This window comes from Pseudomonas palleroniana (assembly GCF_022836895.1).
In the GTDB taxonomy this organism is placed as follows: domain Bacteria; phylum Pseudomonadota; class Gammaproteobacteria; order Pseudomonadales; family Pseudomonadaceae; genus Aquipseudomonas; species Aquipseudomonas palleroniana.
Genome location: NZ_CP092411.1, coordinates 4062323 through 4077141, shown reverse-complemented (window position 1 = coordinate 4077141; position 14819 = coordinate 4062323). Strand labels below are relative to the sequence as shown.

16 protein-coding genes are annotated in these 14819 nt (G+C 60.4%); 4 read left to right on the top strand and 12 right to left on the bottom strand.

What is annotated here, in order from left to right:
• Positions 1–58: 58 nt before the first annotated feature.
• From MJP36_RS18460 to MJP36_RS18430, 7 genes are all read right to left on the bottom strand, one after another.
• Positions 59–1360, bottom strand: a complete 1302-nt coding sequence (locus MJP36_RS18460; RefSeq protein WP_244383706.1) for a hypothetical protein — start codon at positions 1358–1360, stop codon at positions 59–61.
• Positions 1361–1407: 47 nt separating this feature from the next.
• A complete protein-coding gene (locus tag MJP36_RS18455; protein WP_244383705.1) occupies positions 1408–2151 on the bottom strand; it encodes a hypothetical protein in 744 nt (247 codons plus the stop codon).
• A gap of 37 nt (positions 2152–2188) precedes the next feature.
• The gene (locus tag MJP36_RS18450) at positions 2189–2869 is read right to left on the bottom strand and encodes a C39 family peptidase (protein WP_104993471.1); all 681 of its coding nucleotides are present in this window, start codon (positions 2867–2869) and stop codon (positions 2189–2191) included.
• A 61-nt stretch (positions 2870–2930) separates the two neighbouring features.
• Positions 2931–3677 (bottom strand): hypothetical protein, encoded by a 747-nt coding sequence (locus MJP36_RS18445; protein ID WP_244383704.1) that lies wholly within the window; start codon positions 3675–3677, stop codon positions 2931–2933.
• Between the two features lie 67 nt (positions 3678–3744).
• Positions 3745–4296 (bottom strand): adhesin, encoded by a 552-nt coding sequence (locus MJP36_RS18440; RefSeq protein ID WP_244383703.1) that lies wholly within the window; start codon positions 4294–4296, stop codon positions 3745–3747.
• A complete protein-coding gene (locus tag MJP36_RS18435; protein WP_104993473.1) occupies positions 4296–4745 on the bottom strand; it encodes a hypothetical protein in 450 nt (149 codons plus the stop codon). The genes MJP36_RS18440 and MJP36_RS18435 overlap by 1 nt, the downstream gene beginning before the upstream one ends.
• Before the next feature lie 317 nt (positions 4746–5062).
• Positions 5063–6064 carry a FecR family protein gene (locus MJP36_RS18430; protein WP_244383702.1) on the bottom strand — a complete coding sequence of 334 codons (1002 nt, stop codon included), beginning with the start codon at positions 6062–6064 and terminating at the stop codon, positions 5063–5065.
• Positions 6065–6717: 653 nt separating this feature from the next.
• On the opposite strand from MJP36_RS18430, the gene MJP36_RS18425 reads away from it, so the two are divergent.
• The gene (locus tag MJP36_RS18425) at positions 6718–7746 is read left to right on the top strand and encodes an Ldh family oxidoreductase (RefSeq protein WP_161549504.1); all 1029 of its coding nucleotides are present in this window, start codon (positions 6718–6720) and stop codon (positions 7744–7746) included.
• 36 nt (positions 7747–7782) lie between these two features.
• On the opposite strand, the gene MJP36_RS18420 is transcribed toward MJP36_RS18425, so the two are convergent.
• The gene (locus MJP36_RS18420; RefSeq protein ID WP_016979401.1) at positions 7783–8103 is read right to left on the bottom strand and encodes an ElaB/YgaM/YqjD family protein; all 321 of its coding nucleotides are present in this window, start codon (positions 8101–8103) and stop codon (positions 7783–7785) included.
• A 163-nt stretch (positions 8104–8266) separates the two neighbouring features.
• Between MJP36_RS18420 and MJP36_RS18415 the strand changes: the two genes are divergently transcribed.
• The gene (locus tag MJP36_RS18415; RefSeq protein ID WP_060757089.1) at positions 8267–8521 is read left to right on the top strand and encodes a hypothetical protein; all 255 of its coding nucleotides are present in this window, start codon (positions 8267–8269) and stop codon (positions 8519–8521) included.
• Here the strand turns inward: MJP36_RS18415 and MJP36_RS18410 are convergent.
• The gene (locus MJP36_RS18410) at positions 8514–9407 is read right to left on the bottom strand and encodes a LysR family transcriptional regulator (protein ID WP_081087101.1); all 894 of its coding nucleotides are present in this window, start codon (positions 9405–9407) and stop codon (positions 8514–8516) included. The two genes, MJP36_RS18415 and MJP36_RS18410, sit on opposite strands and share 8 nt — an antisense overlap.
• 82 nt (positions 9408–9489) lie before the next feature.
• Here MJP36_RS18410 and MJP36_RS18405 point away from each other — a divergent pair, with 82 nt between their 5' ends.
• A complete protein-coding gene (locus tag MJP36_RS18405; protein ID WP_244383701.1) occupies positions 9490–10416 on the top strand; it encodes a carbon-nitrogen hydrolase family protein in 927 nt (308 codons plus the stop codon).
• 45 nt (positions 10417–10461) lie between these two features.
• Here MJP36_RS18405 and MJP36_RS18400 read toward each other — a convergent pair whose 3' ends face one another.
• Genes MJP36_RS18400 through MJP36_RS18390 form a run of 3 tightly spaced genes read right to left on the bottom strand, consistent with a single transcriptional unit; the run spans position 10462 to position 12921 of the window.
• Positions 10462–11013, bottom strand: coding sequence for a GNAT family N-acetyltransferase (locus MJP36_RS18400; RefSeq protein ID WP_244383700.1), 552 nt, complete (start codon positions 11011–11013; stop codon positions 10462–10464).
• Between the two features lie 5 nt (positions 11014–11018).
• Positions 11019–11480, bottom strand: coding sequence for an LEA/WHy family protein (locus MJP36_RS18395; RefSeq protein WP_060757085.1), 462 nt, complete (start codon positions 11478–11480; stop codon positions 11019–11021).
• Positions 11481–11493: 13 nt separating this feature from the next.
• Positions 11494–12921, bottom strand: coding sequence for a nucleobase:cation symporter-2 family protein (locus MJP36_RS18390; protein WP_104993477.1), 1428 nt, complete (start codon positions 12919–12921; stop codon positions 11494–11496).
• Positions 12922–13152: 231 nt separating this feature from the next.
• Here MJP36_RS18390 and MJP36_RS18385 point away from each other — a divergent pair, with 231 nt between their 5' ends.
• Positions 13153–14778, top strand: a complete 1626-nt coding sequence (locus MJP36_RS18385; RefSeq protein WP_161549507.1) for a methyl-accepting chemotaxis protein — start codon at positions 13153–13155, stop codon at positions 14776–14778.
• Positions 14779–14819: the final 41 nt, after the last annotated feature.

Below are 14819 nucleotides of genomic sequence, written 5' to 3'. Positions count from 1 at the left end.
CTTTTTCTTGTCGGGCCTTTCCTTTTGAGTGTTCCAGGCTGCAAAGCAGCCCTTTGCGTCAGAAGTAGTACGGGAACTTCAGGCTGAAACTGAACGAAGGCGCATCCGGCGTGATGCCGATGGCCAGGTTCGGCACGATGGTCAGGTTGTCGGAGGCCGCGATGGTCATGCCCACGTTGAAGTAGCCGGCATTGGCATCGCTGGAAACCACCGACTGCCAGTCGCGGCCATCCGGCTTGAGCTTGCTCTTGCGCTGCACGAGGTCGGACACCGAGAACGACATGCTCATCTTCTCGTTGAGCGCGAAGGCGACGCCGGCGCCGAGCTGGAAGCTGTCGCCCAGGCGCACCTTGCCGCCCGTTTTCTGATTGACGTCGCTGTTGATATCGTCAAACGACTCCTCGAAATTGTGGGTGTAGGACAGCGAGCCAAACAACACCGCCGGGTCAAAGGTCTTGACCAGGGAAATGCCGGGGGTGATCGACCAGACACCGTTACCCGTTGGCAGGCTTTCAGGCAGGAAAAGGTTGTCGTTGTCCGGTTGCTTGATCAGCTTGATGCCAAACGGGTCTTTACCCGTAGGTGCCTTGACCCGCAGAGAAACCACTGCATCCGGCAGGCTCGGAGTTTCGTCGAGGAATTTGTACGCCACGCCGAAGTTCACGTCACCCAGGGTTGGATTGCGGGTGACTGAAGCTTCCGATGTCGCGGTGGCATCGTTGCCGGCGCCGCTCGACTGATAGGTCGACTCGCGGTATACCACCGGGGCGTTCACGTCGAACTGCCAACGGTTATCGACGTTGTAGCGCGCGGTCAGATCAAGGGTCCAGCTATCGGACTTGATCCGGTCCAGGTTGAGATTGCCCAGGAAGATCGAATCCAGCGCCAGGAAGCCGTTGAGGGTCAATTGGCGCGCATCGTAGCGGGCATAGGTAATGCCGGTTTCAACGCTGAACTTGCCATTGCCGAAAAAGCCGCTGGCTTCGTTATAAAGGTTGCTCACACTTTGCGCGGGGGCCGAATCATCCTTGAGAGACTGCCCGTAGGAACTGCCGCCGCCTGCAGCGCCTCCGGACGCCGCTGCGGCACCTGTGCCGGCGACAGCCGTGCCGCCTTTCTTGAAGTCGGCGGGCGACTTGACCAGGCGGCGCGGCGCGGGTGTTGCCGGTTGGTCTTCGACCTGGCGTACGCGCTGTTCCAGCACCGCGAGGGCTTTTTGCTGCACTTCGTAACGCTTTTTGAGCTCGAGGAGCTCCTGTTTGAGGGTTTCGACATCGGTATCTGACGCTGCATACAACATGGATGCGGGCAGGAGTGTACTCAAACAGACCACCGCACGTAGCGATAACGATCGTTGCATGAAATAAGCCGTCCTTTTAATGCTTAAGTGTCGAGGGTCAGCGTAGTTCAATAACCGAGATTGCGTAGGCCTTTGAGTTGATCCAAGTTGCAGTTCAACGCGCGATTGCTCAGACCATTGTTCATCACGACATTGAGCTGGGTCATGTTGTTGACGAAGTTGGAGTTGCCGGTCAATACCGTACCTTGCAACACATTCCCGCCGCCGATCTGCTGCAGGCTGTTGCCTTGGTTATGATTGGCCTGGATCGCCATCTGCAGGCCGCCGTTGTTGGCTGACACGCTCACGCGGCCTGCCGCGCTGTCGCCGGTGACGGTACCGCCGGCGACCAGCACTTGCCCCGATTGCACGGCATTGGCAGGGGCGAAGCCGTTCTGGCTGATGTTGATGCCCACATCGTTGTAGGCGGTGTTGCCATCGCCGGCCGTGCGCACGCTCTGGGTCACGCCCTGGCCGCTGCCCAGGCCCGCGCCGCCTACCACGTTGCCGGTACCGGTGTGCTGGTTAGTCCCGCTACCGGTGGCGCCGGTAGTCTGTACGTAGAACTGCGGGGTGATCGTGGTTTTGTCGATCTGCATGCTGGCCTTGCCGGTAATGGTGTCGCCCACGGCGTTGGTCCAGGTGCTGCTCATCACAATGCCGAAGCTGATGATTCGCCCCGGCATTACGTAACGGCCACGCAGATCGGCCATTTCCGAATCCTTGAGTTCGATCGGTTTGAACCCCGACGACGCATAAGCAGGCATTGAGGCTGCCAGACACAAGACGGTCAGCCAGCGGGAAGTGTTCATCTTCAGCTCCTGGAGCGTCCTGCTCCTTATTGCGCTTCTAGAAGAAGTCGCTTTGGATAAAACCGAAGTCCATCAGCTCGGTATCGGCCAGAGGCTTGAACTTGTTCATCATGTTCCTGGCGGTCAGTGGGGTGGGCGGGTCGAGCAAGACATTGGTCTTGTCGTAACCCTCACCCAGCACGGCGAATACGATGCCGTTCCAGCCCTTGACGAAGTCGTCCTTCGAGTAGCGTTTATGGCCCAGCACGGGGTCGCCGATATACACCCAGTCCTTGTCGGCGCGCTGCATCACCACAAAATGCTTGTAGCCTCGAATTTCCAGCAATACCACTACGGGGATTCTCACCGTCACCAGCGTCTCAGGCGCAATTTTGTAGCCTCGGGCACGCATGCCGATGCTTTCGAGATAGCGCTTCATGTCCAGCATGGAAAAGCCCTGGGTACGCACCAGATTCTGGTCGGCGGTCACCAGCATGCCTTTGATGACATGATCTTCGTCGACGTCCAGCCAATAGGCTTGGCGCAGGATGGTGGCGAGTGCCGCAGCACCGCAGCTGAAATCGGTTTTCTGTTCCACCAGGTTGGCGAAGCGCCGCTCACGAATACTCTCGACCTTCTTGAAGATGACTGCACCGCCAGGCATGGCGGAAACCGCCATGGTGCCCGCCCACGCAGGGCCGGTGAGCAGCATCAGGAGGGTGAGGGTCGCGAGGCGCATGATCGTATGACCTGTTGGACACTGGAATAAAAAAGGGCCTTGTTGCCAAGGCCCCATTGCATCAGAAGCGCACGCCGCTGGCGCAGACGCTGCAACCCTGGCCGATCGACAGGCTGTTGCTGCCTTGGTTACCACCGCCCGATTGCAGGTTCACACCCACGTTACCGGAGTTGTGGTTAACCGAGTTGTCGAGGCTGGAGTTGTTGGACACGTATTGAGGCTTGCTGCCCCAGCCATAGCCATGGCTGGTAGCCGCGGCGTTGAGGTAGGTGTTGTTGAGCGAGTTTTGCTCGGTGTTGGAGGCTGCCGCGATGTTTTTACCATCGGCGGTGGTGATCGCCAGGTTGTTTTTACCCTGGTTGCCCTGGCCGGCTTGACCGTTGTAGCCCACGTTGCCGGAGTTATTGTTCACCGAGCTGTCCAGCGACGCATTGTTTTGCGTGCCTTTGTTGGTGAAGGTGTTGTGGGTGCTGGCTTGATCCACGTCGATCACTGCAAACACCGTTGCAAAGTCGCCTTTGGCACTGGAGATAGCACCGGCGTTGTCAGCCTGGTTGCCCGAACCCGCCTGCGCGTTTACCCCAACGTTACCGCTGTTGTTGGTGACCGAGCCATCAGCCGAAGCATTGTTTTCGGTTTTGGTATCGTCGAATTTGTTGTGTGCACTTTTTTGCACATCGGTCACGACGGAGGCAACAGTACCGGTGGGTTGAGGGGCAGGGTGCCAGCCACCACCTGCTTGAGCAGCAGCAGCCATGAGTGCGGCGAGAGCGAAAACCAGTGGTTTCAGAGCCATTTGAGGTTTCATGGTGTTTCTCCTTGCTTCTAATTAGTTGGTTAAGTGTTGGTACGGTCTAACGTGTGCTACCAAGCGCTTACTTGATAGTGATGCCCAGGGTGTTAGCCACTCGGTTCCCCACCCCGGCACTCTGGTTCACCTGAATCACTCCTCGGCTGCCGGTGAAGGCCTGGTCGCTTGTCACGACCTGGCGGCTGCCAGTGGTGGGGGTGAGCCCTGAGTCGGTTGCCAGCGTCGTGGTGTTCTGTTGCAACAAGACGCTGTCGTCGATGCTGAGCGGGGCAGGGTTTACGCTGATCCGCACGGCATTGACTGATTGGTTATTGGCCCCGGCCGACTGGTTGAAGCCCAGTACACCGTTGCCGTTGCTGAAAGAGGTGCCCTGGATCGCCGCCTTGGCGTTCAGGGAGGGATCGACGTTGCCATCCATTCGCTGGATGTTGAGAGTGGTGGCCTGGCCGCCCAGGGTGACGGCGCGGTTGTTGGCCATCTGTTGCTGGCTGCCTGCAGCCTGGTTGATCGACAGGTTGCCGCCGTAGTCCTGCCCGCTGTTGTTGATTGTCGCGGTGTTGTCGGCCATGGCCGCAGCACTACCCAGCAGGGCAAGTAGCACCAGGGAACGGTTCATCATTTGCCCCCCATCATGCTGCCGATGTTGTTCAGGGGCGCCATGCCGCGCTGGATCGAGTCGCTGATCTGCCCACCCACGCCGCTGCCTGCACCGTGGCCGGCGGCAGAGCCGGCACCCAGGGTCGACATGCCGTTCTGAGTGGCTTGCAAGTGGGTCAAGTTGCTGCTGGATTGGACCGCTTGCACGATGCTCGAACCGCTGCTGATGCCGCCGATCGCCGCATCACTGAGCTCGCCCGTGGCGCCTATGACTTCCCGGCTTGGGTTGGCGTTGGCGGTGGTGGGGTAGGGGTCTGGCCCGAAAGGGGGACGCCCGTACATGTGACCTTGTACATCGCGGCCTGTCACGATAACGCCGTCACCCGCATAGCTCGGAACGCTGAGGCCGACACTGAGTGCACAGCTGATCAGCAGCATGTTCATCGAAACTTGAGTGAGTGTGGCCACGGCGGCGTTCCTTATTCTTCGCGCTGACCCTAAACAGCGCTGTAAGGAATAGAGCAGAAGCTGTGCCGCTTTTTATTTATCGTTGTTATTCAAAGGGTTGAGTTTCTTGTGGGGCGAAGTGATGGCCAGGGTGTTTCATTGATGAAACAACAGCCCTCTGATGGGATATGCCCAGTCTTGTCTGAAGGTGTCTCAGCAATGAAACACTGCGCATGACAAAACGATGAATTCGCCTAGAGTGGGCGATCCAGAGGCGCAAGGTGTTTCAAAAATGGACACTGCGGGCACGAACGAAGCGGCCTTGGCAGGTAGAAGGCTCAACCTTTGGGGGCTTTACGCGGGATGGAATTGAGGACGGGGTTGCCTTCCAGGTTCTGGGTCAGGTAGACCGGCAGCACTTTAGGCAGGGACGGGATGAGGTTGTTGACCTCATTGATGTTGTAGATGCCACCGATGCGAATCGCCCCGGTACTGGCGTCCGCCAGCATCACCGGTTTGTCCAGGTAGCGGTTGATCAAAGGCAATGCGTCGGAAAGCGCCAGGTTGTCGAGGATCAGCTTGCCCTGGCGCCAGGCCAGCGCGGTATCGTTGGGGGCCATCGCCTGCACGCGCGGTGTCGCGTCGCCGGGTTGGTAGCTGGCCTGCATGCCGGGGTTCAGCGGTACGCTGGCGTGCAGGTTGTCGCTGGCGACCTGTACCGAGCCCTCCAACAGCGTCACCCGCACCTGGTCTTCATATTTCCAGACGTTGAACTGGGTGCCGGTGACCCGCACCTGGCCTTCGCCGGCCTGCACGATAAACGGGTGGGCACGGTCATGGCTGACGTTGAAGAAGGCTTCGCCTTTTTTCAGCGTGACCCGACGCTGGTCCTTATAGTTGCTGTAGACCAACTCTGTGCCGAGGTTGAGTTCCACCTGGCTGCCATCGCCCAGGGTGACCTGGCGCAACCCGTGCGTGGCGTCATAGCGTTCATAAGCGCTGGGCACCCAGCCCGCTTCCCAGCCGGTGAAGGCCGCCAGGGGCAATGCCACCAGGCTGATCGCCGCTGCGACCGCATAAGTGCGCCAACGGCTGCGTGGCTTGAACGGCAGCGGTACTGCCCCAGCGCTGGGCTCATGGCGTGGCAGGTGGTCGGCGACGTCCCAGATCTCCAGCATCGCGGCGTATTCAAAAGCGTGCAGGGGGTGGGCGTCGTGCCATTGGGCAAAAGCCTGACGTTCAGCGTGCGTGCAATCGCTGGCGTGCATGCGCATGCACCAATGCGCGGCCGCATCGGTGATGGCGTCATATTCGGCTTCTGAAAGGGACTTTTCGGTCATCAACTCATCCTGATTTCGCACATTCTAACCTCCGTAGCAGGATGACGAGAACTGCCATCATGGTGATTGCATTTCAATTGGGAGTGGTTCTCGTTTGTTGTCTTCCTGAAGCCTGGGTATCTCCATAACTCTGGTGCCAAGCTGGAACCTTGTGGCGAGGGAGCTTGCTCCCGTGGCAGTTTGTCAGTCGACCGGGATGTTAGGTAGATCGCGTACATATCCATTGCTGCGGTAACGGCGGCTTAGGGTTCCGCTCTTACAGCGGGTCACTTTTGGAAGGACCCAAAAGTAACCAAAAGGTCCTTGCCCCACCACTCGGCACCTCGCTCAGGCTCGGTGTGCCCGAACACAGGCTTGAATCCGTGGGCCGCCGTCATGGGCCATCCCTGGCCCAGGACGGCTAACCCGGCGTCCTGCCGGGTTACCCACGGATTCAAGCCTGCGTTCGGCCAGCGTGGTTTGACGGGGCGCTTTAGATCAAAAGCAAGATCAAGATCAAAAACACGGGATCAGGGCCATCATTTGTGCAGATACCTATGCTTCTGAATGCACCGAAAAACGCAGGTTGACAGTGGGCTTGCCCCCCGGTGTTTAATCGTCGGCCTGGCTACCCAGTCTTGTTGCCCCTTCCAATCATAAAATCGGAGCTTCAGATGTCACAGGTCCATGAGCGGGCGTTGGTCCGCATCGGTTTTGCCGAGCTGGTGGCGTTGCTGCATCGGGTCTTCGTATTGCACGGTACCTCGCCGCAGGTGGCCGCGACCTTGGCCCGCAACTGTGCCGGCGCCGAGCGCGATGGCGCGCATAGCCACGGGATTTTCCGTATACCCGGTTATGTCAGCACCCTGGCCAGCGGCTGGGTGAATGGCAAGGCCGAACCGGTGGTCACCGATGTCGCTTCAGGCTTTGTACGGGTCGACGCCGGCAATGGTTTCGCCCAGCCGGCGCTTGAGGCTGCGCGCCCGCTGCTGGTGGAAAAAGCCCGCAGTGCCGGAATCGCACTGTTGGCCATTCATAACTCCCATCACTTTGCCGCGTTGTGGCCTGACGTCGAGCCGTTCGCCGAAGAGGGGCTGGTGGCGTTGAGCGTGGTCAACAGCATGACCTGCGTGGTGCCCCATGGCGCCGACCGTCCGTTGTTCGGTACCAACCCGATTGCTTTCGCCGCCCCGCGTGCCGATGGCGCGCCGATTGTGTTTGACCTGGCGACCAGCGCCATTGCCCATGGTGATGTACAGATCGCGGCACGCAAGGGCGAGCGCCTGCCGCCGGGCATGGGCGTGGACAGCCTGGGCCAGCCGACCCAGGATCCGAAGGCCATATTGGAAGGGGGCGCGTTGCTGCCCTTTGGCGGGCACAAGGGTTCGGCCTTGTCGATGATGGTGGAGTTGCTGGCGGCGGCCTTGACCGGCGGCAATTTTTCTTTCGAATTCAGTTGGGCCGACCATCCAGGGGCGCGTACGCCATGGACGGGGCAGTTATTGATTGTGATCGACCCGAGCAAGACCGCCGGGCAAAGCTTTGCCGAGCGTAGCCAGGAATTGGTGCGCCAGATGCATGCGGTGGGGTTGCGGCGGTTGCCGGGGGATCGGCGTCATCGCACACGGGAGCGGTCGGATGCGCAGGGTATCGAGGTGGATGCCGAGGAGTTGGCGCGGCTGCGAGAGCTGGCCGGCGAATAAAACAGGCTGCGCCAGCGCCGGCGCAGCCCGATTCGATCAGTTGCGGCGGCCCAGCAACAGGCCGACGACCAGGCCGAAGCCTGCGGAAATCGCCACGGTCTGCCATGGGTGGCCACCGATGTAGGTTTCGGTGGCATCGACCACCGGCTTGCTGCGTTCACGTACGTTGGACACCGAGTCCAGCGCTTGCTTGAGTTTGATGGCAACCTGCTCGCGCAGGGTTTCTCCTTCTTCACCCACCAGGGATGCGCTGCTTTTGAGCAGCTTGTCCGACTCTTCTATCAGCGCGGTCAATTCGCTGAAGGCTTGATCCTTGATTTGGTCTTCGACGGCTTGGGCAGCGGTTTTGCGGGCCATTGGGTGACTCCTTGCAAGTGGATGTGACAGTGAACAATGGAGTATCGGGCCTCGGCAAAAGTTGCAGTTTTTTTGCGCCGAGGCCGTTGAAGGCTAAATCCGGATCAGGAAGTTTCGACCTACAGTGTAAGATGTCGCCTATTTGTGCAGCAGGTAATTCAACATGAGCTTCAATCTCGCCAACAAGACCCTCGCCGAGCGCGCCGAGCTGGAAGATGAAAAGTCCCGACTTTACGAGCTGTGGCAGACCAACCTGGGCAAGGCCAAGGGGGAGGCCGCGCGGCTGTTCGGCGAGCGTGCCAAGCGCAAGGGCAAGTGGGCCGAATGGGTCCGCGCGGAACTCGACGGCATGTCGCCGCCGGAGTTTTCCAACATGGTGCGCAGTGAAGTCAACAAGCTGATGGCGGCGGCTAAATAAAGCACGCCACGATCGCCTCGCGTACCTTCAGCAACAGGGGGTCGAGCTGGGCCTGGGTGCGCCAGCCCAACTCCACCGGATAGCGCGGCAGCGCCAGCGGGCAGGGCAGTACGCGCAAGCCGGTCATGCGCGCAATCGCCTCGGCGGCGTGCCCCGGAATGGTGGCGACCGCCTGGCTGCCCTTGAGCAAGTACGGCAGCGCCGCAAAGTGGCTGGTGGATGCACACACCTGGCGGCTCAGCCCCTGCGCCGCCAACCCCTCATCGGTAATCCCGATAAACCCGCCCGACGACACCAGCACATGTTCGCGTGTGACGAACTCGTCCAGGCTGATGCTGGCCTGGTCCGAGTCCACCAGGCAGCGGTAATCACCTTCTCCCACGACTTGGCGACTGAGCCGGCCTTGGGCGAAACCACCGGCGGTGATCGCCAGGTCGAGGGTGCGATCAAGCAGGGCGGCTGCGACAATCTGGCTGTGGGTCTGACGGAAAATCACCCGCAGTTTCGGTGCGCGTTGTGCGATTGCCTCCATCAGCCGACGGCCATAGGCAATCTCGAAATCATCGGACAAACCCACCACCACCGAGCGTCCCTGATACTGCTGGTTACCCGGGTCGACCATTGCCAGGCTTTGGCGACAGCGGTCCAGCGCTTCGCTGATGACCGGTTTCAATTGATTGGCGCGCAACGTCGGCGCCAGGCCACGTCCGGTACGCACAAACAATTGGTCGCCATACACCTCGCGCAGGCGTCGCAAACCCGCGCTGATGGCCGATTGCGTGACGCCCAGGCGCAAGGCCGCCCGGCTGGCACTCGACTCGTCGTGCAGGGCTTCGAAGGTTTTCAGCAGGTTCAGGTCGACCTGGGTGATATTCATTTGGCTCATATCATTTAGCACTGAGGTGGGCTTTATTCATGATCGAGGCTGGCGGGAAAATGGGCAACCCCCCTCATTCGGAGTGAACCTGATGCCTGTTTCGATAGTGGCTGCCCTGCAAATCGGTGCCTTGCCTGGCGGCAAGGCCGAAACCCTTGAGCAAATCCTGGCGTATGAGCAAGAAATCAAACGCAGCGGCGCACAACTGGTGGTGATGCCGGAAGCCCTGCTGGGCGGTTATCCCAAAGGTGAAGGGTTTGGCACGCTATTGGGTTACCGCCTGCCCGAAGGTCGCGAAGCTTTCGCCCGCTATTTTGCCAATGCCATTGATGTGCCGGGCGCGGAGACGCAGGCGCTGGCCGAGTTGTCGGCGCGTACGGGGGCGAACCTGGTGCTCGGCGTGATCGAGCGCAGTGGCAGCACCTTGTATTGCACCATGCTGTATTTCGAACCGACGGGCGGCCTGGTGGCCAAGCACCGCAAGCTGATGCCCACCGGCACCGAACGATTGATTTGGGGCAAGGGCGACGGCTCGACCCTGCCGGTGATCGACAGCGCCATAGGGCGCATCGGCGGCGCCGTGTGCTGGGAAAACATGATGCCGTTGCTGCGCACGGCGATGTACGCCAAGGGCGTCGAAGTGTGGTGTGCGCCGACCGTGGATGAACGCGAGATGTGGCAAGTCAGCATGCGCCATGTGGCCCACGAAGGTCGCTGTTTTGTGGTCAGCGCCTGCCAGGTGCAGCCATCGCCCGAGGCGCTGGGTGTGGAAGTGGCCAACTGGCCGGCGCAGCGCCCGTTGATCGCGGGCGGCAGTGTGATTGTCGGGCCGATGGGCGATGTGCTCGCCGGGCCATTGCGCGGTGAAGCAGGCTTGTTGACGGCGCAGATCGATACGGACGAACTGGTGCGTGCGCGCTATGACTACGACGTGGTGGGGCATTACGCCCGGCCGGATGTGTTTGAGTTGACGGTCGATGAGCGGGCCAAGCCGGGCGTACGCTTCATCGCTGACTAAACGCCGCTCAGCTGTGTGGGAGGGCCGGCTCCCACATTTGCAACCTCATTGGCTCAGGCGTGGGTATTCCAGCCATTGCTCGCGAGTCATTTCCCAGAGGTCCCGCGGGAAGGTGCCTTCAACGAACTTGCCTTGATCCGTGCGCACCCAGCGCATCCCTTCACGCTCGGAAATCCGGCGCGACGCCAGGTTCGGCGCCGCCTTGGGCACCCTCAACAGTGGCCGCTCCAGTACGCCAAACCAGTAGTCGTTCACCGCCGCACAGGCTTCGCGCATCAAGCCTTGCCCTTGCCATTGTGGGCCGAGCCAAAAACCACGGTTGTTATCGTGTTCGTCCATCAGGCTGATATTGCCGATTAACTTGTCCGGCGCGCTTTTCAGGCGGATCGACCAATGCCATTCCTTACCACGGGCCATGGCGGGCAGGGCGATTTGTTCCAGATAGGTGCGTGCGCCATCGGCCGGATAGGGCCAGGGCACCAGGGCGTTGAGGTAGCGCACGACTTCCCAGTGCGGGAATTGCTGTTGGATGCCCTCGGCGTCGGCCAGGGTCAGTGGTCGCAGGATCAGTCGTTCGGTGAGCAAGGTCGGTTGCATGGTCGTTACCAGGTAGCCGTGTTCGGCAGGTCCAACGTGCCACGCTCCACAAAGCGCATGGTGCCGAACAACCCGCCCGCCAGCTTGCCGCGCAGCACGTAGGGCAGGTTGTTCAGGCTTTGAGTCTGGCTCAGGCCCAGGGTTTGGCGCAGTACGGAAAATGCCGACACACTCACCGGCACCATCAGCACGGTCTCGGAAAAGCGCGGCACCGAGCCTGCCTGGTCACTCACGCCTGATGCCAGCGGCCGGCCATTGACGTCCAGGTCCAGGGCGATGCCGCTGTAGTCGATGGCTGTTTCATTGGGGTTCTGCACCCGCAACTTCACGGCGAAACGCACTTCCAGGTCCTGGCTTTGCAGGGGCTCGATCCCCACCACCGTAATGTTGACCGGGTCGCGGTTGGGGAACAGCGCGCAGGCGCTCAAGGTCAGCAGCAGTAACGATAGAACCATGAGCTTGCGCATCTGAAAGTTGCTCCTATTGGGTAACGTCCGGGTCTTGCATGACTTTGAGGGTAGAAGACTCCGGGTCGAATTCGTCTTCTTCCAGCTCTATGAACTCTTCGGGCAGGAAAATGTTCAGCACGATCGCACAAAATGCGCCCACGGTGATCGGCGATTCAAAGATGTTGTGCAGGGCCTTGGGCAGGTCGCGCAACACTTCCGGCACGGCGGCGACGCCCAGGCCCATGCCCAGGGAGATCGCCACGATCAGCACGTTGCGTCGGTGCAGCCCGGCTTCGGCGAGGATCTTGATCCCGGCCACGGCCACGGTGCCGAACATGATCAACGTCGCGCCACCGAGCACCGGCTTGGGCATCAGTTGCAGTACCGCGCCGATCATCGGGAACAACCCCAGCAGCACCAACAGGCCGGCGATAAAGTACGCCACGTAGCGGCTGGCCACGCCGGTCAGCTGGATCACGCCGTTGTTCTGGGCGAAGGTCACCATCGGCAGGCTGTTGAAGGTGGCGGCCATAGCCGAATTGAGGCCGTCGGCCAGCAGGCCGGACTTGATGCGCTTGATGTACAGCGGGCCCTTGACCGGCTGTTGCGAAATCATCGAGTTGGCGGTCAGGTCACCGGCCGCTTCAAGCGGCGAAATCAGGAAGATCACGGCAACCGGGATAAACGCGACCCAGTCGAACGAGAACCCGTACTTGAACGGCACCGGTACGCTGATCAGCGGCACCTGGGGCAGGGCGGCCATGTCCACGCGGCCCATCCACCAAGCCACGACAAAGCCCAGGGTCAGGCCTATCACGATCGAACCCAGGCGCAGGAACGGGTTGCTGAAGCGGTTGAGGACCACGATGGTCAGCAGCACCAGTGCCGCCAGCCCCATGTTGCCCGCCGCGCCCAGGTCGCTGGAGCCAAAGCCGCCGGCCATGTCGGTGACCGCCACCTTGATCAGCGACAAACCCATCAGGGTAATGATGGTGCCGGTGACAACCGGGGTGATCAGTTTGCGCAGTTTGCCGATGAACTGGCTGAGCACCACTTCGATAAAGGCTGCAAAAAAACAGATACCGAAGATCGTCGAGAGAATTTCATCGGTCCCGCCGCCCCGGGCCTTGACCATGAAGCCGGCGCTGAGGATCACACTGATAAACGAAAAACTGGTGCCCTGCAGGCACAGCAGGCCGGAACCCACCGGGCCGAACTTGCGCGCCTGCACAAAAGTCCCCAGCCCCGAGACGAACAGCGCCATGCTCACCAGGTACGGCACTTCACTACCCAGTCCCAGAACACCGCCTACAATCAGGGTGGGCGTGATGATCCCGACGAAACTGGCGAGCACGTGCTGTAACGCGGCAAAAATCGCTGCGGTGAAGTGCGGACGGTCTTCCAGGCCGTAGATCAGGTCGGATTTATAGCGCGGTTGGGGGGCATGAGCGTCAGACAAAATGAGGGCTCGGGTCAGAAAATGGAGACGCAGGATGCCAGAAACTGCTAATCGTCAGAAGTGTAAAAAAATATTTATAAAGACCCTGCATAAACCGCCGGTGCTTGCCGATAGCCTGGGCAGGTCACCTATCAATTACAACAATGGTGACCAAGGTCTGAGCCGCGCGTTGACGCCGACGGATCGTTCGCGGCAGGGACGCATGCAAACACATCTTATGAGAGCGCATCTATGTCCCTTCGCCATCTGAATATTGCCCCTCGAGCTTCTCTCGGTTTTGCATTGATTGCCTTATTGGTCGTGGTATTGGGAATGTTTGCGGTTAATCGCATGACGTTGATGCGTCAGGCGTCGGCGGACATGGCCACCAACCAACTGCCCAGCGTCACTTATCTAGGGGTTATCACGGAGAACGTACTGCGCTTGCGTATCCTGTCATTTCGGGTGCTGGTCAACCGTGAGGCGGCGGGCCTGCAGGAGGCCGAAACCCGTATCGGTGTATTGCTTGATAAAGTGAAAACCGCTCAGGCCGGTTATGCGGTGATGCCAGCCGGCCCGGAGGAGGCGGCCTTGTACAAGACGTTTATCGTCACCCTGGACAACTACATCAAGGCCCAGGCCGAGATGCTGGCTTTGTCCAAGCAAGGCAAGCTCGATGAGATGCGTACCCTGATCAACACCCGCATCAAGGACGGCACCGATCAGATGGGCGAACAGTTGAACAAGCTGATCGCGATCAATGTGGCCGATGCCCGGCAGGCCAATGATGATGCCGAGCAGAGTTATCAAAGTGCCATCATCGGTGTCGTCGTGGTCTCGGTAGTAGCCGCTTTGCTGACAGTGTGTCTGGCCTGGGCGCTGACCAGGAGCATCGTCACGCCATTGCGCAAAGCCGTGGAAGTGGCCGAGACCATCGCCGGTGGCAACCTCAGCAAAGTGATCGAGGACGATGGCAAGGACGAACCGGCGCGTTTGCTCAGTGCCTTGTCCGCCATGCAAGCCAACCTGCGCCAGACCATCCAGCATATCGCCGGCTCCGCCACACAGTTGTCCTCCGCCGCCGAAGAGCTGAGTGCGGTCACCGAGGAAGCGTCTCGGGGCCTGCAACAACAGAACAATGAAATCGACCAGGCCGCCACGGCCGTCAACGAAATGACCGCTGCCGTGGAAGAGGTGGCGCGTAACGCGGTGTCGACCTCCGAAGCGTCCGGCCAGTCCAACCAGGCCGCCCGTGCGGGACGCGACCGCGTGGTCGAAACCGTCGAGGCCATCCAGACGATGACCCAGGATGTGCAAAACACCTCGGTGCTGATCGAAGGTCTGGCGTCCCAGGGGCGTGATATCGGCAAAGTGCTGGACGTGATTCGCGCGATTGCCGAACAGACCAACCTGCTGGCGCTCAACGCGGCGATTGAAGCGGCCCGCGCCGGTGAAGCCGGGCGCGGTTTCGCGGTGGTGGCCGACGAAGTGCGGGCGCTGGCCCATCGCACAGCACAGTCGACTCAAGAGATCGAAAAAATGGTCGCCGGCATCCAGAGCGGAACCGGCGAAGCCGTGCAGTCGATGCAGCAGAGCAACCAGCGTACCCATGCCACCCTGGAAATGGCTCGCGCCGCCGGTGTGGCCCTGGAGCAGATCACTCAATCGATCAGTCTGATCAACGAGCGCAACCTGGTGATTGCCAGTGCCTCGGAAGAGCAAGCCCAAGTGTCCCGCGAAGTGGACCGCAATCTGGTTAACATCCGCGACCTGGCGACCCAGTCGGCGGCGGGTGCCAACCAGACCAGCTCGGCCAGCCATGAACTGTCGCGCCTGGCGGTGGACCTGAATGGGATGGTGGCGCGCTTCGTTATCTGACCTGCAATAAAGCAAAAAATGTAGGAGTGTGTGGGAGGGGG